General features: G+C 57.6%; 19 protein-coding genes and 1 pseudogene. 6 read left to right on the top strand and 14 right to left on the bottom strand.

Annotated features, from left to right (window positions below):
• Positions 1–200 precede the first annotated feature (200 nt).
• The 3 genes from CP557_RS21365 to CP557_RS21355 all read right to left on the bottom strand — a co-directional run bounded on the left by CP557_RS21365 (position 201) and on the right by CP557_RS21355 (position 3556).
• On the bottom strand, positions 201–1907 hold the full coding sequence (locus CP557_RS21365; protein ID WP_097382032.1) for an outer membrane protein assembly factor BamB family protein: 1707 nt from the start codon (positions 1905–1907) through the stop codon (positions 201–203).
• On the bottom strand, positions 1904–2956 hold the full coding sequence (locus tag CP557_RS21360) for a twin-arginine translocation signal domain-containing protein (protein WP_097382031.1): 1053 nt from the start codon (positions 2954–2956) through the stop codon (positions 1904–1906). The genes CP557_RS21365 and CP557_RS21360 overlap by 4 nt, the downstream gene beginning before the upstream one ends.
• A gap of 156 nt (positions 2957–3112) precedes the next feature.
• Positions 3113–3556 carry a VOC family protein gene (locus CP557_RS21355; RefSeq protein WP_097382030.1) on the bottom strand — a complete coding sequence of 148 codons (444 nt, stop codon included), beginning with the start codon at positions 3554–3556 and terminating at the stop codon, positions 3113–3115.
• A gap of 403 nt (positions 3557–3959) precedes the next feature.
• Here CP557_RS21355 and CP557_RS21350 point away from each other — a divergent pair, with 403 nt between their 5' ends.
• The gene (locus tag CP557_RS21350; RefSeq protein ID WP_097382029.1) at positions 3960–4736 is read left to right on the top strand and encodes an oxidoreductase; all 777 of its coding nucleotides are present in this window, start codon (positions 3960–3962) and stop codon (positions 4734–4736) included.
• Positions 4737–4745: 9 nt separating this feature from the next.
• Here the strand turns inward: CP557_RS21350 and CP557_RS21345 are convergent, their stop codons facing one another.
• From CP557_RS21345 to CP557_RS21335, 3 genes are read right to left on the bottom strand one after another with little or no spacing between them, the layout of a single operon-like run.
• On the bottom strand, positions 4746–5369 hold the full coding sequence (locus tag CP557_RS21345) for an acetyltransferase (protein WP_097382028.1): 624 nt from the start codon (positions 5367–5369) through the stop codon (positions 4746–4748).
• Complete coding sequence (gene neuC / locus CP557_RS21340) at positions 5366–6526, bottom strand: UDP-N-acetylglucosamine 2-epimerase (RefSeq protein ID WP_097382027.1); 1161 nt, start codon at positions 6524–6526, stop codon at positions 5366–5368. The genes CP557_RS21345 and neuC overlap by 4 nt, the downstream gene beginning before the upstream one ends.
• Positions 6519–7607, bottom strand: a complete 1089-nt coding sequence (locus CP557_RS21335) for an N-acetylneuraminate synthase family protein (protein WP_097382026.1) — start codon at positions 7605–7607, stop codon at positions 6519–6521. Before CP557_RS21335 ends, neuC begins: the two co-directional genes overlap by 8 nt.
• Before the next feature lie 174 nt (positions 7608–7781).
• Between CP557_RS21335 and CP557_RS21330 the strand changes: the two are divergent.
• Together CP557_RS21330 and CP557_RS21325 are read left to right on the top strand one after the other, a co-directional pair.
• Positions 7782–7973, top strand: a pseudogene (locus tag CP557_RS21330) (IS5/IS1182 family transposase); the annotation flags it as partial.
• Positions 7974–8152: 179 nt separating this feature from the next.
• Positions 8153–8743: a hypothetical protein gene (locus tag CP557_RS21325; RefSeq protein ID WP_097382025.1), complete on the top strand. Its 591-nt coding sequence runs from the start codon at positions 8153–8155 to the stop codon at positions 8741–8743.
• 253 nt (positions 8744–8996) lie between these two features.
• Here CP557_RS21325 and CP557_RS21320 read toward each other — a convergent pair whose 3' ends face one another.
• The 3 genes from CP557_RS21320 to CP557_RS21310 all read right to left on the bottom strand — a co-directional run bounded on the left by CP557_RS21320 (position 8997) and on the right by CP557_RS21310 (position 11157).
• The gene (locus CP557_RS21320; RefSeq protein ID WP_097382024.1) at positions 8997–10148 is read right to left on the bottom strand and encodes an alpha-amylase family protein; all 1152 of its coding nucleotides are present in this window, start codon (positions 10146–10148) and stop codon (positions 8997–8999) included.
• Positions 10149–10215: 67 nt separating this feature from the next.
• Positions 10216–10647 (bottom strand): VOC family protein, encoded by a 432-nt coding sequence (locus CP557_RS21315; RefSeq protein WP_097382023.1) that lies wholly within the window; start codon positions 10645–10647, stop codon positions 10216–10218.
• A gap of 168 nt (positions 10648–10815) precedes the next feature.
• Positions 10816–11157: a cupin domain-containing protein gene (locus tag CP557_RS21310; RefSeq protein WP_245853142.1), complete on the bottom strand. Its 342-nt coding sequence runs from the start codon at positions 11155–11157 to the stop codon at positions 10816–10818.
• 87 nt (positions 11158–11244) lie between these two features.
• On the opposite strand from CP557_RS21310, the gene CP557_RS21305 reads away from it, so the two are divergent.
• Genes CP557_RS21305 through CP557_RS21295 form a run of 3 tightly spaced genes read left to right on the top strand, consistent with a single transcriptional unit; the run spans position 11245 to position 14116 of the window.
• A complete protein-coding gene (locus tag CP557_RS21305; RefSeq protein ID WP_097382022.1) occupies positions 11245–12144 on the top strand; it encodes an ABC transporter substrate-binding protein in 900 nt (299 codons plus the stop codon).
• On the top strand, positions 12141–13130 hold the full coding sequence (locus CP557_RS21300) for an ABC transporter substrate-binding protein (protein ID WP_097382021.1): 990 nt from the start codon (positions 12141–12143) through the stop codon (positions 13128–13130). Before CP557_RS21305 ends, CP557_RS21300 begins: the two co-directional genes overlap by 4 nt.
• Positions 13127–14116, top strand: a complete 990-nt coding sequence (locus tag CP557_RS21295) for an ABC transporter substrate-binding protein (RefSeq protein ID WP_097382020.1) — start codon at positions 13127–13129, stop codon at positions 14114–14116. The genes CP557_RS21300 and CP557_RS21295 overlap by 4 nt, the downstream gene beginning before the upstream one ends.
• A gap of 166 nt (positions 14117–14282) precedes the next feature.
• Here CP557_RS21295 and CP557_RS21290 read toward each other — a convergent pair whose 3' ends face one another.
• The 5 genes from CP557_RS21290 to CP557_RS21270 form a co-directional block, all read right to left on the bottom strand.
• Entirely contained in the window at positions 14283–15749 is a 1467-nt protein-coding gene (locus CP557_RS21290; RefSeq protein WP_097382019.1) for an amidase, read from the bottom strand.
• 108 nt (positions 15750–15857) lie between these two features.
• The gene (locus CP557_RS23540; RefSeq protein WP_097382018.1) at positions 15858–16862 is read right to left on the bottom strand and encodes an alcohol dehydrogenase; all 1005 of its coding nucleotides are present in this window, start codon (positions 16860–16862) and stop codon (positions 15858–15860) included.
• A 133-nt stretch (positions 16863–16995) separates the two neighbouring features.
• A complete protein-coding gene (locus CP557_RS21280; RefSeq protein ID WP_245853138.1) occupies positions 16996–17889 on the bottom strand; it encodes a winged helix-turn-helix domain-containing protein in 894 nt (297 codons plus the stop codon).
• 82 nt (positions 17890–17971) lie between these two features.
• A complete protein-coding gene (locus CP557_RS21275; protein WP_097382017.1) occupies positions 17972–18409 on the bottom strand; it encodes a RidA family protein in 438 nt (145 codons plus the stop codon).
• Entirely contained in the window at positions 18409–19392 is a 984-nt protein-coding gene (locus CP557_RS21270) for an NADP-dependent oxidoreductase (protein ID WP_097382016.1), read from the bottom strand. Before CP557_RS21270 ends, CP557_RS21275 begins: the two co-directional genes overlap by 1 nt.
• Positions 19393–19466: the final 74 nt, after the last annotated feature.

Below are 19466 nucleotides of genomic sequence, written 5' to 3'. Positions count from 1 at the left end.
CCGAGGTCCGCTAGCTCATCACACTACGAGGAGAGATTCGCACGGTCGACGTTCGGTTTTCCGATTCGAAGGCGTGGGGGACGACCGAGTTGCGTCGTGCGACACTATCGAAGCCCGTAGTGAGTTGTGGCGGAGACACGACGGTTTCGAGAAAGAAACCGAAAGACATATCAGGGGTCGGTTTCGGGCGACGAGCCGTACTATGCCGTCGATCCGTCGCTCGAGTAGACGACGATCCGATCGTCAGCGGCCACAGCAACGTATTGCTCGCCGGTGGTGGAGTCATCCCAGACGACAGGGGCGGCAGTGATTCGACCACCTGCACGATCCCTCCAGAGTCGCTTCCCCGTTTCGGCGTTGAGTGCGATCAAGTGACCGCGTGGCGATCCGTGGAAAACGACATTCCCACCGGTCGCGGTTGAGCCGCCGGTGAATGCCCTCACGGACGACCAATCGGGATCGGTATCCTGGAGTTCATGTTCCCACGCGATCTCCCCGCGTCCCACATCCACGGCAACCACGCTTGAACCTTGGTCCTCGTCGTCGATCTGGGCCACCCCGCCACCACGAGCGAACCCCGAGTCGGGGTCATACGTCTCAGCTGTCCAATCGGGATCGGACCAGACCTTCTGTCCTGCCGAATTCGCGCCGACGTACGTGAGGTTCGTTTTCGGACTGTAAGCATCCAGCGGCCATTCGGTTGCGCCCTCGATGGCCGGATACATCGTTTCTGCGTTCTCCTCACCTGCCGGTGGTAAACTGAGGAACGCTGGTCCGCCCTGCTTTGCAAACGGGGGACTTCGTTCGAGTATCCGTCCCGTCTCGATATCGAGAAGGTAGAGCCATCCCGCCTTCCAGGTAATGAGAACGGCCCGGAGGGGCTCACAGTCGTCTCCGTCGGACGGATACACGTCGATTATCTGAGGTGTTGTGTGAACATCGTAATCCCACAGGTCGTGTGGCGAGATCTGTGTGCTCCACTTTACGTCGCCGCTTTTCGCATCCACTGCGATGACTGAGCACGACTCGCGGTTCGGTCCGGGCCGAACGAGGCCGTTGAACGCCGGATCCGGGTTTCCGGTCGAGAAGAGCACCGTATCGGTTTCAGGATCGATAGCGGGACTCATCCACGGAGACGCGCTCGCGTAGCGCCACGTCTCCGCAACCCACTCGTCTTTCGGCGCCGTCCGTCGTTGCCACAGGATCTCTCCGGTCTCCGCATCGAGCGCCGACATTGTGGTGAAGGTCGCGTAGTCGCTGGATTGACCGACGAATACCGTCTCATCGTAGGCCATTGGAGCCTGCGTGACGAACGCGCGATCTTCGATCTGCTCTTCGATTAACAGATCTTTCGTCCAGAGTTCCTCGCCGGTGTAACGGTCAAATGCGACGATAGACGGCACCGGCGTCGCTACGTAGACCGCGTCTCCCCACACCGCAACGCCGCGGTTGATCGCGTACAGCCGACTCTTCACGTCCTCCGGGAAGGAGATTTCCGACGACCAGAACTGCTCCCCAGTCCGCGCATTGACCGCTTCGACCTTCCAGACGTCCTGTACCGAATAATACATGACCGGCGGATCGCCGGGGACGACGAGGGGGTTGACCTCGAGACCACTGCTTTCGGTATCGAGGGTATACGTTTCCGCAAGCGTATGGACGTTAGTCGTGTCGATTCTGTCGGCAGGTGAGTAGCCCAACTGTTCGAGGCCCTTGTTATAGGTGAGCCACGAGTCGGCGTTCGTCGTATCGTCGCGGAGCATCTGATCGGAGATGTCTCGACGAGGAATCGACGCCTGTGTCGACGCCGCTTCGTCGGTGCCCTCCCTGGCTCCCTCGTGGAGTTCGTTCTGTCTCTCGTGCCTTCCGTTCCGCTCGGGGTCGGTGCTGCCGTGTCGTGGAGTCATTGTCCGGTTGATGGTGTTTCGGTTTCGCTCGACGTATCCGATGCGCCGTTCTGATTCGCCGGCTGGACGGGAGATTGTCGCGGGGCGCGCATCTCCTCGGTAATCCAGTAGACGTCGCGTGGGAGTAGCCCTTGAGCGATGGCCTGAATTGCAAAGCCGGTCGATAACAGTACGCCGATGTCCGCACTGCTTTGCCCGTTAGAACCGTCGGTTGCGTCCGTGGCGATGGCGGTTGCGGCCTCGGTCATAAGGTAGAAACCGGCGGCCATCGACCGGGCGTGCCAGACTGCATCGTCGAGAATTGCATCGGTAAGCAAGACCGAATGCTCCCAGAGGTGGCTGTCGAGGTCACCAAGCCAGAGCAACGCTCCGCCCGCGGCCGATTTCGTCATCGGTGGGATATATTCTCCGAACTCGATCCGTTGGCGGTCGATCCGATCGGTTGCGACCCAGTGATACTGGCTCAATTCTTCGGCGTTCGCGACGACGGTCGCGACGAGATCCGTACCTAATGCACCGGTCAACCCCAGCTCGGCGAGTGGCTCTGCGAGCGGTTCCGATGCGGTAAATGCTTCGACCGTCGAGGTGAGGAAAGACGGCGTAAACGATGGAAGGTGAGCGGTCGTACTTTCGAAAAAATCGGTTGCAACCAAATGATTATAGATGCGTTCACCTGCGGTCGCTACCTGCTGGAAGTCGTCTCGCGGGGACGCTACGTCGCCCGGGAGGCCCTGCTCGCTAGCCGCCGGGAGCGCGCTCGCAGCAGCAGCAAACGATGCTTGACCGTCCGCGAGCAGTTTCGGGTCGAGAGCACCGACTTCGGTCGCGACCGACTGTCCAATCGACGCAAAGTTCGTCTCGGAAGGGTGGGAAGTAGCGACGTGTTCTCTGACCTCGCTGAGAGTTACTCCACCGGAAGCGAGAGCCCCAGTAATGCCGAGGGCCTTTAGGAACTCCCGCCGATCGTTGTCACTAATCCGCCTGTTTTGTCTGCTATTTTTCATTCTTCCAAGTAGTTTTATCATACAATACATAATGAAGTTATCCATTACTCAAAGTAATATAGTCGGAAATCATACGATTCAACGCCACCGGAACTCAAGCGACCGCACACGGCCGTTCGCGTCTGCACGTTCTACGGACCCGTTCACAACGATTCGAGACGAAAGGAGGATAATAGCCGTAGAACGGACTTGGTCGGAGGTTTATAGTTTCGATCGAACGAAGTCACGATCGTAGGTCGTAACTTCGTACCGGTGCCCGTAGGGATCAGCGAAGTAAATAGAGGACGCTAATCCGTGATCGACGACATCGTCTCGGCCGACGGGTTGCCCTCGGCTATTGACCACGGACCGTTCTTCGAGTCGGTCGAGGAACGTCATGAATCCGTCTCCGTCTACGCCGAACGCGATAAGCGGTGGCCCGACTGTCGCGTCCGGTTCGGGCGGTCGACCCTTGAAGAGCGCCAACATCGTACTCTCATCGTCGCTTGCGACCATCAACGGTCCGCCGCGGTCGGCCCACATCTCGTACTCGTCACGGATCTCGAGGCCTAGAAGGTCCTCGTACCACGCTGCGGCTTCGTATCGATCGGGGACGCTCAATTCAACGTGATCGATCCCGGTAACGCCGAACTGGTCGCTGCTCATCGGCTACTGTCACCCGAATTGATCCATAATCCGTTCGGAAGCCGGGATCGGAACGGTGTAACGATGAGCTCGTACTGACGACCCATTGTAAGGTCACAGACCATGTGCAGCTACAAAAACGTTCACCATATGTCACTACGGGACGGAGTATCGGCGAGCATTCGAGATTACAACGCGCAGTCGGGGAAATCCTTCCCCTGTATAGGCGTAAGTTTTTGAAGGCAGTCGGAGGTGGTCGCCGGCTGGTGTCCGAGCGGCGTACCGCGCATAAATATTTCCCTCCCTAGTGGGAAAATTACATACAGTGAAACCACATATTAGGAGTGAAGATGGGCGAATACAGCAGCGAACGACCGCCGGAACCAACCGTCGATCAACGTAGCGACTGTCCGCTGATCCACGCATGACTGTCGAATTCGACCTCGACGGGCAGACTGCCGTCGTCACCGGTGGAGCCGGCCTTATTGGACGCGCACTCAGTCGTGGCCTGGCCGACTACGGCGCGAACGTGGTTGTCGCGGACGTAGAACGATCAACCGGTGGAGACCTTGCAAGAAGAATCGGCGACCACGCGACGTACATCCAGACCGACATTACGGACGGCGAGGCGGTCGAAAACCTCATCGAAACCGTCATCAACGAGTTTGGATCGATCGATATCCTCGTCAATGCGGCGTATCCGCGTAACGAAAACTACGGCCAACCCTACGAGGAGATCACCCTCGCCGACTGGCGTGAAAACGTCGACCTTCACCTCAATAGTTATTTCTACACTGCCTACTGCGCGTCACTGGCGATGAAAGATCAGGACTCCGGCGGGAGTATTATCAATGTAGGGTCGATCTACGGCGTTCAAGCACCCGACTTCAACGTCTACGACAACACCCCAATCACGAGTCCGGTCGAATATGCCGCTATCAAAGGCGGTATCCTCAATCTCACGCGGTACATGGCCTCGTACCTTGGCGAGCACAACATCCGCGTCAATGCCGTTAGCCCGGGTGGGATCCGTAACGAGCAGGAGTCGACGTTTATCGAGCAATACGAAGCACGAACACCCCTCGGCCGGCTCGGCGATCCGGCCGATCTCATCGGCGCCGTCGTATACCTCGCCTCCGACGCCGCCTCGTACGTGACCGGTCACAACCTCGTCGTCGACGGCGGGTGGACTGCCAAGTAACTCCACCGGTCACTCGAGGGGCGTTGCCGGCACGCCGACGACTGTTTCCTCGGATGAGACGTTCTCGGCGACGACGGCACCTGCGCCAACCGTGGCGTTCGCACCGACCGTAACGTGATCGCGGATCGTCGCTCCCGCACCGACGAATGCACCCTGTTGCACTCGGACGCCGCCAGCGAGCGTCGCGTCTGGAGCGATCGTCGCCCCCTCAGAGAGACGGCAATCGTGCGACACAGTGACGTTACTATCGACGAGGACGTGGTCGTCGACGGTCACGTTCGGGCCGACGTACGTGAGGGCATTGATAGTAACGCCGACACCGATCGTGGCGGTTGCCGAAACCGTCGCCTCGGGGTCAACAGCGTTGAAGAAATCGAACCCGTGCTCGGTGACGCGCCTCGCGAGCGCTACCCGAACACCCTGACGAGCCCCAAACGTGACGAGTACCGCAGTGTGTGACGGGTCGAGTTCGCCGAGCTTGTCGCCTCCGCCGACGATTTCGATGCCGTCGAGTGCCGTTCCGTGGCGATTCGCATCGTCATCCAACAGCACGATCTCATCGGAAGTCCCACACCGACGGAGAATGTCGAGCACGACGGCTGCCTGCTCACCCGCACAGTAGAGGACCTTCATGACAGCGTCGTTCTCTTCCGTTTGAGGTCGTCGTCGATCGTGATTGATTCGAGTCTATCGACGATCCGCGTCGCGGCGCCGCCTTTGTCGTACGGATTGACACAGTTTTCGGCCCGGCGACGCACAGCGGGGTCCTCGAGTGCCCCAGCTACTGCCTCACGGATGGCTTCAGTCTCGTGGGGAACGCTGCGGACGTTGTCAGCGCGCTCGCGGCCATCCTGTCGCGGGCCGACATCGACCACTGGGAGCGAAAACGACGGTGCCTCGATAATGCCGCTACTGGAGTTACCGACGAGTACATCCGCCACATCGAGTAATCCAAGGTATTGGCGCCGCGGCACGTTTGAGAAGGTCCGATAGCGGTCCGCAGCCGAGTGGTTCTGAATGACCTCAATCGCCCGCTTACCACCGGCGTCTGCATTGGGAAGGATGACCGCAATCCGTCCGTCCAGCTCTGTAACTGCGTCTAACGTCTGCCTCATCTGCTCACCGGCTCGCTCCGGTTGCGTCGTCAGTGGATGTTGCACAACGAGTAGCAGCGGGCTGTCCGGATCGAATCCGAGTTCACGGGCAGTTGTCACCCCATCGTCATACGCACCGTCGTTCACATCGTCGAGTCCGGGCGCACCGACGGTGGTTACCCGCCACGGTTCTTCACCCAGCTGTAAGATCCGTTCTTTGCTCCTCTCCGTCGCCGGAAAGTGGATGTGAGCGAACTTCGTTAGTGAATGTCTGATGCTGTCATCGATCGTTGCCCCTTGCATCGCGTCACCACCGTGGATGTGCGCAACTGGAATATTCATGTGTGCGGCGGCAACGCCGGCAGCAAAGGCTTCGTTTCGATCACCGAGAACCAACACAAGATCAGGATCGATACCACGGAAAGATTCGGCGATGCCACTGATACCAAGTCCCAACGACTTCGCCATTCCGAGTCCCGTATCGCTCTCCAAGAGCATGTCCACGGTACTTGTTACGGCGAATCCATCCGTACGAATCTCGTCGATCGTATACCCGTGCTGATGGGAGAGATGCATCCCCGTTGCGAGGACCGTTAGCTTCAATCCCGTTCGATCCTCGATCTCAGACATCGAAGAGGCGAGGAGTCCATACTCCGCTCGAGTACCGGTAACCACGGTAATAGTTCGGTCACTCATCGGCCCGGACCCCCGTTTCGGGCTCGTCTCGATCCGACCATCCGCTGACGTCGTCCGCTGTAATCGGTTCGTGCGACTCGATATTCGTCGTTACGGGTCGACCTAGTATCGAGTCGAGGCTCGCAGGGGAGAGCCCAGTTGCCGGTCGGAGAACATCGACTGCGTCCCGTGAGATCTGTTCCCCGCGACGAATCGGTTCGACGGCGTGAAGACTTCTGCGCGCAACAGTTCTGTTTTCGGCTTCCGCCGGAACCGGTTCTTTTTCCGGTGTTCCACGTGCAACAGCCGCTTCTCTCGCCAGTTCGACCGCCCGCTCGAGTTCAGCAGGCTCGAGCGACGCCTTGTGATCCGGCCCAGGAAGCGTTCGATCCAGGGTCAGATGCTTTTCGATAACCGTTGCACCCGCGGCGACTGCCAATCCAGCCATCTCGACGGACATCGTGTGATCGGAGAATCCAACGGGATCCGAGAACCGATCGTCGAGTGTCCGGATGACCTCGAGGTTCGCGTCCGAAACTGCGGTCGGATACGCAGAGACACAGTGGAGATAACACACCGGAACAGACTGGTTCTCCCCGCGGATCGCTTCGTTGGCGGCTACGACCTCGTCCATCGTCGCCATGCCGGTACTCACAATCATTGGCCGTCCGAACTTCGCAATATCTCGGAGCAATAGGTGGTTTGTGAGTTCTCCCGATCCGATTTTGATGGCCGGAACCCCCAAATCGACCAGAAACTGGGCGCTGTGCTCGTCGAACGGCGTTGAGAGGAACGATATTCCCGATTCCTGGCAGTATTCGAACAATTCTTTGTGATCTCGATCGCTCAACTCGTATCGTTCGATCACTGCTCTCTGAGATGTCGCAGATTCGAGTTGCTCGTTCTGATACGTTGCTGCCGGTGTATCTTTCGCGACAAGGCGGTCCGTATCGTACGTCTGGAACTTGACTGCGTCAGCACCTGCATCCGTTGCAGCATCGACGAGTCTTTTCGCCCGCGATAACTCTCCATTGTGGTTTACCCCAGCCTCTGCGATGAAGAACACACCCTCCTCATCGAGTAATCTATCGGCCGCTTTCATACATGCTTCCACACAATTACTTCCTATGTTTTAATACATGTATTTTTCCCTGCCTCGTATTACGTCGTCTATGCGTCCGATTATAGCGTCGACTGTCGGCGTTCAGCGGCTTCAAAACCGACGGCTCTGTTGAAACCCTTGAGGAGTTACACGTTTGGACAGCAGAGCAACCGAATGCAGACTCTCCCGAAGTCACGGCTACTCCGATTTATCGAAGAAGCACTTCAACTAGCGCAACGTGCTGTGGGTCGATACTCCTCGAAGTTCTCGAAACAACGCTACACGCGTCATCAGCACGTTGTTCTGCTATGTCTCAAAGTTCGGAAGAACACAACCTATCGAACACTCCTCGATGAACTCATCCAAGCGAAAATACGGTGCGTTCGTCCGTTCACGACGCTGGTGGAAGCAGTATCGTGAACTCGCCCTTGCGTGTATTGTCCACAATCTCGACCGAACCCTCTAACGACTATTGCAGATGACACAGTTGTGGAGACTCTATTCACCAGAAGACCCTTCCCAGATGACGCTAAAGATCGATTAAAATGAAGCGGCGCGACATAATCGCCATCGGCGGACTCGGCGCACTCGGCGGCAGTGGTGCAATCGTCGGCACGGCTCTGTATGGGTCATCCAGCCTCAAACTCGAACGAAGCGGTAATAGTACCGTTGTCCGCAAGGATGGTGAACAGATCGATTTACTCGACCCTGCTGTTACCCCCGTCGAGGACGATGACGCAGTCCTCGGGATCTCGATCCCCAATCGAACGACAGCGCAAAAGGTAGCTGTAGAGGTCGTCTGGGCAATACGACGGGACGGGCTCTGGTCAGACGTTACCGTCGAACTCGTGACGTCCGGTGATGTTAGGGCAACGCTCGATCCCGGTGTGGCGACCGCCTACAGTTCGACGTGGGGATCTCCCTCGGAAGACGAGGGATCGACGTCATCGAAGCGCCGATACGCATATCCGCGTGGAACGACGGCGGGGCGGATCAGCTTCCTACTCACGGTTTTGGAAAACACTGATTCTGAAGATGAGATGGTCGAACTGGAGGCCTGCCTGTCGGCACGCTCGCTCAGTGGCACTCGGATCGAACTCACTGCACCGGCTGAACTGCTCTCCAACCTCGATTGACAAGCACGTGTAGTGACCAGTAGTTCCACCATGGTGGGTATCTAAAGAAGAGGATTTCAACAGAGTCAAACCCACAGAATTGATGTTGTCGAAGCGGCGTAACGAAGACTATGCGAACTCGGGTACGCACAGTGGTAGTTAGCCTACTCCAGTCAGTCAAAATCCGAAGAGTATCGGCCGATAACATCAGATAGCCACAATTTGGGGGATCCAAGGAAAGGAGCCACACCGATCTTTCAACGTCTTCTGATGGTTACGTCGCGATCTGTTCGATCCATTCGAGTTGTGTCTCGGTCAACATAGCGTGATTGTACACCGAGACGCGACCGTCGATTACGGTTCTGATTTCGTCGACGAGCGATACTAGTTCCGATTCGTTCTCGATGATTGAAGGGTCCAACGTCACGCCCGCATCAATGGGGAGGGAAACACGCCGCGTGATCGCGCTGAGTCGATCGCGGGCGACCGCAGGATCAGCGACGTAGCAGAGAACGGTCAACCGATCGGCGTGAGCGGCAAGTCCATCAAGCGTCCGACCTGCTGGCCAATTCGCTTCGGCCCGCCGAACGTACACATTGACCGTCGTATCCCCGGCAGACGTAGCGATAGACTCGATAAGTCGTTCGATTATAGCTGCTCGAAACTCGAACAGCTCGGTTAGTACCGATTCCTCGCGAACCAACGCTGAGAGCGGCACCGTCTGTGAAGCGGGATCGCGGAACGAACGCTCGATAATCTCGAGCGTTCGCTCTCGTGCCTGCTCGAGATCGACGTCAAAGTCACGAGCCTGCCGCTGACAGGCGTCACAGAAACACTGCGAGAATAACCGACGTTCAGCATCGGACGAAAGAACTTGCTGGGCCTCGTGACCGTATACGGTGTCGTGGCCGTGGAAGACGAGCGGGTAGCCGGCTGCTTCCAGTTCGATCGCATCGACGCCGCGGTCAACGAGTTCAGCGGCGACACCGGCGAAGTACTCGCGCACCTCCGGATGCGACGGGCAAAGAGCGTGTTCGTGCCCCGTTCCGAAGGCATCTTCGATCTGAAACGACGGATACGTGGCGCCCAGCCGCGAATTATGGAGGGTAACCATCCATCCATTCGTCCGAACGTTGTACTCGTCCGCCACGGCGGTGATCTCGCCGAGCGGATCCGATACGGCCTCGATCTCGTTTTGGATCGGGCTGAGTGGAGTACGATCGAAGTGCTCCGCCTGCGGCGCGAAGTAACACCCGGCCGGTCGTCGCTCGAAAAGCGAGTCCGGAAAGCGCGGCTGTAATATTCGCGCCGAATGGTGGTGTGTTGCTACCGAAACGCTGGTAATGCCGTGTGAGGTGAAGGTTTCGAAGGCAGTATCCACTCCCTCCTCGTAGAGGGTCCAAGGGTACGTCCAGACGCCAACCATATTTCAATATATACCTTGTCGTATTAAAATTATTATATCGTGGCCATCACGTCTCTGTGAATACGAGCTAGTCCGTAACATCGTCGTGGGTGAGAAGCGGTTGGTCGCGGCGTATCGATTGCCGGATATCCGTAACGACCTCCAGGAGGTTGCCGTCGGGATCGAGAAAGTAGTATCCCTCAGATTCTCCCCAATCGTACGGTCCCTGATTGGGAAATTGATCGGCGAACGTTTCGACGAAGCGATCGTACGTGGACGGTTCAGCCCTGAACGCGAGATGAGATTTATCGAGTGGATGAGCGAGTTGACGGTGCCCCCAGCGATCGGCGCGTCCGGTCTCGACCAACGTTACGACCGTATCACCAGCCTCGAACATCGCATGGTCTCCCTGAAACGACTCCGGAGGTCGCAACTCCGTTAATGCGAGTTCATCTCGGTAGAACTGATAACACGCCTCGAGATCGTTCACGTCGATGTTTATATGATCAACGGAGTCCATCTGATTTAGAGTATATCGCAATATTATATAAAACCGAGGAAGAATGGGACTCTGTCGTGCCATCGGTCACTGACCCTGCCGTAGTGTTATAACGGAAGCGCGACGTTCGGGTAACACTACGATGGAAGGCAAAGTCGGTCGACGACCGAAACCGAGACCAGGTAATGGTCAGTCGGTTCCCCATTCCGGTTCGGAACGTGGTGGACTAAGGACACCAATACCAACGGCTGGGCGGTCACCTCGATTCTCCGCGCCGTGATACTCCTGGCTGAGGAACGCGTAAGAATCACCCGGTCGGAGCGGAACTTCACTCGTCTCGAGGATCGCCGTCAGTTCGCCGTGAATGACGTATCCGATCTGCTCGTTCTGATGACGGTGTGGCGGGAGCGTTTTTCCTGGGTCAATACGCCAATACGTCATACCTGCTTCCTGCCCGCCGGCGAGGTCCGCCAGATAGACCCCGTCAGCGACTTCAACTACGTTACGCTCACCTTCGCTGACTCGTTTCACGGTCTTGTCCTCCGTTCGGTACTCTTATACTATAATTATTTAAACTTTTCTGCAAAAGAATTATTATAGAAGAACGTAATTGGATTAATGAATATGAGTGAGACAATTCGATTGTTTCATCTCCCGTTCTCGTTTATGCTCCCACAGCGAGTGGCGATCGAGAAGGGGTATTTCGCCGCTGAGGGACTCGACGCCACCCTCGTTACGCGTGATCGATCTTCAGTTGACTGGAAGTACATTCCGGCCGACGAACGGCTTACGCAGGAATACGACGTCGACATCTATCCCATCTGTAAGTGGGAGAGTATTAAACGGACGTGGGAAATGGATGACGGAAAGGTTGTCGCAAACGGGACGTTTTCCGATCTCCCGTACCGCGTGTTCGTCCGACCTGAGTCGGATATCGAGACGCCCGGCGATCTGGCAGGCGTCCCAGTGGGTGTGAATCGGCGAACGGGGCAGGAATATACGGTGATGCGCGCGCTGGATCCACACGTTGACGACCGCGACATTGTCCTCGAACACCACGGACTCCCGATCGATCGCCTTCGTGCGCTCCAGGAAGGTAACGTCGACGCGATTTCGTTATTGGAGCCACAGAGCGCGCTCGCGGATCGTCTCGGATTCCGATCGGTTCTCGAATTCGAAAATCACATCGGGATAGTCGGAGCCGATACCCTCGATGAACATCGGCTTTCGGCATTTCTGAACGCATACGGGCGGGCCGCCAAGGAGATCAATCGGAACCCATCCGCCTACCGTGAAGCGTATTTGGAAATGCTCTTCGACGATATGAAAGAGGAGCCGAACTTGTTCGACGGCGTCTCCGTCGAGGAACTTGCCGCTACTATCGACGTTCCCCGGTACAAGCAACCGGAGCCCGTTGATCCGGACGCCCTCGCGTCGCACCTCGAGTGGATGAAACACCACCAACTTATTGATTCGAACGCCACCGTTCAGGAGATCGTCGCCTCGAGCAGAACATGAATATCGACACACAGCAAGCGGTTATCGACGACGCACACACGTCGCCCGAAGGACGGCCCGTGATGCGAGCTCGATTCGAGCACAATGGAAGTCCACGATACCTGCTGTATACCATCAAACGCCTGGGCTTAGACCACAAACACGGGTTCCACCTCGAGTTGGAACTCGTCTCGGATGCACTCGAAGAAGGACTCGAGACCGTCGAGGCCCGTCTTCAGGACGGGGCTGCCGATCTCATCGATATCGACTATATTTCTACTGCGCGCGAACGAGTAGACGGCGCACAGATCGTCGGGTTTCATCCATACGGACGCACGGTCGGCGGACTCGTCGCCCACGAGGGAACGGATATCGAGGGACTCGGCGACCTTTCCGGACACCGTATCGGAGTCGTACGGCGACTCGATAAGAATTGGATTCTCGTACGAGCGGCCTGTCGGAAGTACCATGGGTTTGACCCCGACCGAACGGCAACCCCTATCGAAGCCGAGTCCAAGGTTGCTCTTACCGAACTGCTCCAGACCGGAGCAGTTGACGCAATCCTCCAATTCTGGCAGATTATCCCCGAAATCACTGAACGCGGACCATACACAGAGGTGTTTTCCGTCGCCGACGTCGTCCAGCGACTTGCCGATACGGATGAAAAAATTCCGGTCTCAACGTTTCTGACGAGCGAACAGTTCCTCGCGGACCGGCCGGACACCGTTCGCGGGTTCGTCGCCGCCTACAGAGAAGCCGTCGACCGATTGCGAACAGAGGATCGCCACTGGCGAATCCTCGGCAACCGATTAATACCCTACGACGACTACGCAATCGTCACCGCAGTCCGTGACAGATGGCGAGACATGGTCGTTAAAGACTGGGGCCCTGAGACAGTTCTCGGAATGGAACAATTGTTCGCGTACATCCTCGATCTAGCCGGCCCGAACGCATTGGGCGTCGACCGAATCCCCCCGGAAACGTTCCGGACGACACTCGAACCATGACATCCGTCACCTTCCAACTAAACTGGGAACCAAACGGATTTCAAGCACCGTACTTCCTCGCTCGTCGGCGAGGGTTTTACGAGGACGAAGGAGTGACAATCCAATTCGTTGAAGGGCACGGTTCCCCCTATGCAGCCAAACAGGCCGCTCGAGGGAATGCGGACATCGGACTCGCGGGTGCGAGCGCCGTGCTCGCGACGCGGAGTCAGGGGGAGGATCCGATCGCGATCGCCGCCGTAACCAACCGAACGCCGGCGGCGTTCTATACGCTCCGGGACGTATTCGACGAACCGCTATCCGATCCGGCACAACTGGCCGGCACGACCGTTGCCCCATCGGCAACGAAGACCAGGATTCTAGCCGCACAAGCGCTCGAACGAGCCGGTATCCGTTCGGAGGTCGACCTGAAACCGGTTGATCCGAACACTCATCATCGCGTCGAACATCAACTCCTCGAGGGGACCGTCGACGCAGCAGTTGGTGTCGTGACAAACGGCGTTGAACTCGAACACGAACACGGCCGCCAATCCGACGAACTCCCGATCGGTGAATTGCTGGGCGTATACGGGATGATGCTGGTGACTAACGAATCGTTCGCCGCGCAGAACCCGACGGCGGTTCGAGCATTCCTCCGCGCAACCGCGCGGGGCTGGGCCGCCGCGACGAACGACCCCGATGCCGCCATCGATGCACTGATCAGTCGGAACGCGACGCTCGAACAACGCCGATGGATAGAGACTCGAAAGTTACGTGCCGCCGTTGACGGGTTACAGTATCACGACGGTCTCACAGAAGCGGGCTGGGGCGCCCACCGCCCGCAGCGGTGGCAGCGTCTTTCGGAGTACCTACAGGAAACGACACTACTCGATGGATCGATCGACCCGGGCGAAGTTTGGACTAACGAATATATCGACCATGACGCGAACGTGATCGAAGACTACGCCTCGCTCGTCGGATGCGGGGAAGGAAACCCGTCACGACAGTAAAACCGAGACGTTCCGCGCCGATCGATCAGTGCCGCTCCCGGCAGTAACGTCGACAGACGTCCGGTTGAGATCGGTCATCGAACGGCTGCCACTACTATTACCGGCTATTCATGTTGTGACAAGGCCGAAATATGTCTCTCGCGGTCTCGAGAGATGGACAGAAGCGTTACCGGGGCGGATAAGTGCCATGCCACGGTCGAAGCCGTTCGAACGCAGCGCTGGCGGCAAGCACCGTTCCATCGTTGAATCGGGGGCCGACGATCTGCATGCCGACTGGCAGTGAATCGGCGGTGAATCCGGCCGGAATCGACGCCGCAGGATGTCCAGTAAAGTTAAACGGGTGGGTCAAGCACCAACCGATCAACGGATCGACCGGCTCGCTGTCGACTTCCGACGGTCCGACCGTACCCCCGTCGGACGCGTTCTCGACCGGAGGATGAGCGACTGTCGGTGTAACGAGTATATCGTACTCCTCGAAAACATCGACGATCGCGTCGACGAGGTCGGTCCTCACAGCGTGAAGACGAAGATATTCGCTCGCGCTGACGGATCGTCCCGTTTGAATCAACTCCACTACCTCGGGCGTAAGCTCGTCGCGATGATCGCCTACCAGCTCAATCCCTTGTTCGTCCGCCATGGTCTCGGCCATCGCGGCATAGGTCACGCCCACCAGCGTACGCCACGTTTCGGTTATCGTCCGGTGTGAATGTTTTAGATCGACGCCGACCGATTCTACCGTCGCACCGCCGTCCTCGAACGCTGTGACGGCATCAGCAACGATTCGTTTCACGCGATCATCAACAGGGAAGGTCCCCAGATCGGGCGTGTATGCGATCTCGAGGTCGGAGATCGAGCGAGTGGTCGCTGCCCGGTAGTCCGTCGTCGAATCCGGAAGACAGGTAGGATCGCGCGGGTGAGGGCCCGCCATGACGTCGAGCATCAGTGCAGCGTCCGCAACGGTCCGCGTGATCGGACCGTGATTCACGGAGTAGCCGAGAACGCCGCCGAACCCGTTGGGCCGATCCAGAGAGGGAATGCGCCTGTAAGTCGGCTTGATGGCGTACGCACCACAACAGGCGGCCGGAATGCGAAGCGAGCCGCCGGCATCGCCGCCGTGGGTAAGCGTCGCGAGCCCGTCAACGACAGCAGCCGCACTACCACCGGAAGATCCGCCCGCATTTCGATCCAGATCGTACGGGGTGCTCGTGGGTCCGAACAGGCGGTTGTCCGTAGTTCCCTTATGACCGAATTCGGGCGTGTTGGTCATTCCAAGGACAACTGCCCCGGCATCTTCGAGCCGTGCTACTACTGCTGCGTCGTTATCGGCGATGTTGTCTCGAAACGGACTGGAGCCACGCGTGTGACGAACTCCTTCCTTGCACCCGTAGAGATCCTTCAGTGCAATCGGAACCCCAGCTAGCGGACCGGGATCATCACCCTGGCTGAGAGTTGTTTCAATCTCAGTTGCAGCTCGACGCGCCTTATCCGCTACGATCGTGGTATACGCACCGAGCTCGTCGTTTCGTTCATCGATTCGCTCGAGGAAGTCATCGACGACTTCGACGGGCGAAATTTCTCGACGCCGAACGCCGGATGCGAGTTCCGTTGCCGACGTATAGTAGTGTTCTGACATCTGTTGATATCGGTCGCGTTCTTCGGCTGGCTTCCATCAGCAGGTCACGCCGGACCGATTCCGTAGCGTGGAGCCTGCGTTGTGATCCTGATCGGTTCTCCAACGTGGCTACGGTTCCAACACGGCTCTGAACCGGGTGTCGTTAGCCATCATCGCGTCGTAGGCGTCTGGGGCCCGTTCGAGCGGATAGGTCTCGATGAGCGGTTCGACTCCCTGCAACGAACTGAACTCGAGCGTATCTTCCGCGTCGCGGCTGTGTCCGGAGTACCACCCGTGGATCGACTGTCGTGCGTTGATCAACTGGCTAACTGGAGCCTCTAGGGGCTCGTGTGGCGCTGCCACGACGAGGAGGTCCCCGTTTTCGGCGAGTCCACCTATGATCGATTCGATAGCAGCCGTACTTGGTGCAGTCGCCAACACGAGGTCCGCCCCGCCGAGTTCTCGAAGGCGATCAACCGGGTCCGTTTCCTCGGTATCGATGAAGTGGTCCGCACCGAGGTCGAACGCCAACTCACGCTTTTCAGTTCCGCGTGACAGGCCAACGGTTTCAAAGCCCATCTCCGATCCAAATTGGATCCCCATGTGACCGACACCACCGATACCTTGGACCGCCACGGTGTCGCCAGGTGAGACATCCATGTTTCGAATCGAATTGTAAGCCGTCAACCCGGCACACACCAACGGTCCGGCAGAGACGGCATCTAACTCATCAGGGATACGAGCAACTGCCTCCCGTGGGGCGACCATGTACTCGGCGTATCCACCATTGGTAGTGAGACCAGTTATCTCACTAGAGCTGCAGTTCGTGAAGTCGCCACGTCTACAGGAATCGCAGACAAAACAGTGTCCGCCGTGCCAGCCAACACAGACCCGATCGTCGACTTCCCACTCCGTTACGTTACTACCGACCGCGTCGATGTGTCCTGCGACCTCGTGGCCTGGAATCCGTGGATAATCGATTCCAGGAAAGTCACCCTCTTTTACGGCTGCATCGCCGTGACAGACGCCACAGGCATCCACCTCGATCAGAACCTGGTCCCCCTCCGGTTCGGGCCGTTCTCGTTCGACGACTTCGAACGCACCGCCCGGCGACGGCACTTCGACTGCCTTCATCGCTGACCACTGGGAACTCCCAGTTGCTCCTCGATCTGGTCTCGATCGATCGGTCTGGTTTTCATCTTCTCTTCAGAGGTTCTAATACCAATTAAATATGAGCCAAACAATATTTTTGTAATAGTCCTTATATTTAGAGAGCGATCCGTCGAGTCCGAATCAGATTCAGATCGCGATCGAGCGTTATACAAAGCGTTTCTGAATCAAGCGTTAGGGCGACGTCGAACGAGTGAGGGGTGACCGATCGAATTGTCGTACAGTCATCGCTTACACACCACGGAAGTCGCCAATACCGACGATCCGCAAGTTCGAGACCATGATCGCGGTAGAAGGTGACGACCGGCGATCGGTTTAAAAGGGTGAACCCGATCGGTGCCTGAAGGGTATGGTTACACTGCTGACAAACGAATCGAACGGAGATTTCGGCATCGTGAGTTTCAATTTCACCCATTTCGATCATGGATCTTATTTTCCCGCTACATTCCGGACAAACGCCATCTTGAGCGAGGTTCAGGAGGTGACGAACGCGTCGATCGAACACGGTTAGGAGTTCATCGTTATCGCGGCCGAGCATTCCGCCTGGTGGGAACGAGTATCGGCCGTGGCCGCGATCACAGGACGAACACTCGATAGCTAACATCTCGTTCTCGTATCGCGCCATCAACTGTCCGCTACATTTCGTACACGGCTCGTCAACTTCGAACGGGTCGGGCTGTGGATGGGCATTGAACGATCCCTTCACGATCATCCCGACCACGGACTTCCCGGCAGTGCGGAGTTCATATCCACCGTCGGTTTTCCGAATGTACTGCCCCAAGAGCTTTCCCAGATGATAGTTGAACTTCGAACTGTTCGTAACGTCAGCCGCCTCGTAGAGTCTGGAAAACGGCACCGGCTGTTCCTCTGCTTTCCAAAGCGTCTCGAGGATCTTTATCCGTGTCTCGTTTCCCAACAACGAGAACGCTTCGGCGGGTCGGATACAGTGGTCCGACTCTTCGGCCATCTCGATGGCTTCGATTCGGTCCATAGGTCACTAAACGAGAACGGGGGTGATAAATGGCACTCAAGGAACGACTTCGAGGAGCGTTCACAACGGGAGTGACGGGACGCTACTCAGTGACTGCCGTCGCGTCGACTTCCACGAGGTAGCGTGGCTCAATATCGGTCGGTTCGCCGGGTGCAATACCGTGGAAGGAATCCGCAAGTCGATCAACGCCGACGAGCGTTGACGTTGGGCATTCGCCGTCCGAGAAGTAACTCCCGACGGTCCGCTGTGCACGCATGTACGCGTCCATATCCGTCGTAAAGATCCTGATTCGCACAACGTCCGAGAGGTCGCACCCCTCGGCGGCGAGTGAGCGGCTGATATTCTGCATTACCTGTTCGATCTGTGCATCCATGTCTCCAACCCCGACAAGTTCGCTCGATTCGTTCTCCGGAACGGTTCCGGCAACGTGGACCATTCGGTCGGCGTTCGTTCCAATGACTTGCGTGTAGGCGTTCCCAGCGGGGGTATAAACGTTCTCAGGGTTCGTTCGATCTATCATTATCGGGAATTATTGTCGGAGTGGCCGTTTAGTTCGAGCACGAGCTTGCCACGGACATGTCCGTTCTCGCTCTCTTCGTGTGCAGCCGCGGCCTCCGTAAGCGGATACGTACTATTTATCGTCGGCTCGATCGTTCCCGAATCGATTTTCTCGACGATTTCCGTCAGCGTTGTTGCATCCGGTTCGACGCTAAACCACCGTACATCCGCATCGTGCTGTTCCGCAGCCGTTTCGACGATTTCGTCCGACGGCGGGACCGGGAGGGTAACGAGTATCGCCCCGTCTCGAAGCACATCGATCGACCGCTCGAGCGTGTCGTCCCCGACCGCATCGAGGACGACATCCACCGGATCGACAACCGCTTCGAATCGCTGCTCACGGTAATTAACGAACTCGTCGACCCCAAGGCGACGGAGGTACTCCTCGTTCCGTCCGGATGCAGTGCCGATAACGTGTGCGCCGGCGTCCGCAGCAAGCTGGACTGCCATGTGACCGACACCACCTGCCGCAGCATGGATCAATACACGGTCGCCGTCTCCGAGTTCGCCCTTTTCAAAGAGCGCACGCCAGGCCGTCAAGGAGACCATTGGCACAGCTGCTGCTTCAGTATGCGAGAGCGACGCAGGCTTCTCAACGACCTCGTCGGCGGGAACGGCCGTGTACTCCGCATATGTCTCGCCCGGATCCGGCATCCGGACCATTCCAAATACCTCGTCGCCGGCATCGAATGCGCTTACGTTCGATCCGGTCGCCTCAACGACCCCGGAGAAGTCCCACCCGGGGATCCAGGGAAGGGTTGGATCCAGCGCTTCGTCCGTGTATCCTTCGCGAATCATCCAGTCAACTGGATTCACGCCGGCTGCGTGGACCCTAGCCAGCAGTTCGTCGTCGGTCGGTTCAGGACGCGGTACTTCCTCGTGCGTGAGCACGTCCGAGCCACCGAACGTGTGGACTCGAACGGCATTCGTTTGTTCTGTAGCCATCGGAATTAGGGACTGTCGTTCGATTATTGACTCACCGATACTATCGTCGTCGACTCTCCGTTCTGGGACGCCAT

This window comes from Natrinema ejinorense (genome assembly GCF_002494345.1).
Taxonomy (GTDB): domain Archaea; phylum Halobacteriota; class Halobacteria; order Halobacteriales; family Natrialbaceae; genus Natrinema; species Natrinema longum.
This window is presented reverse-complemented; position numbering and strand designations above follow the sequence as displayed.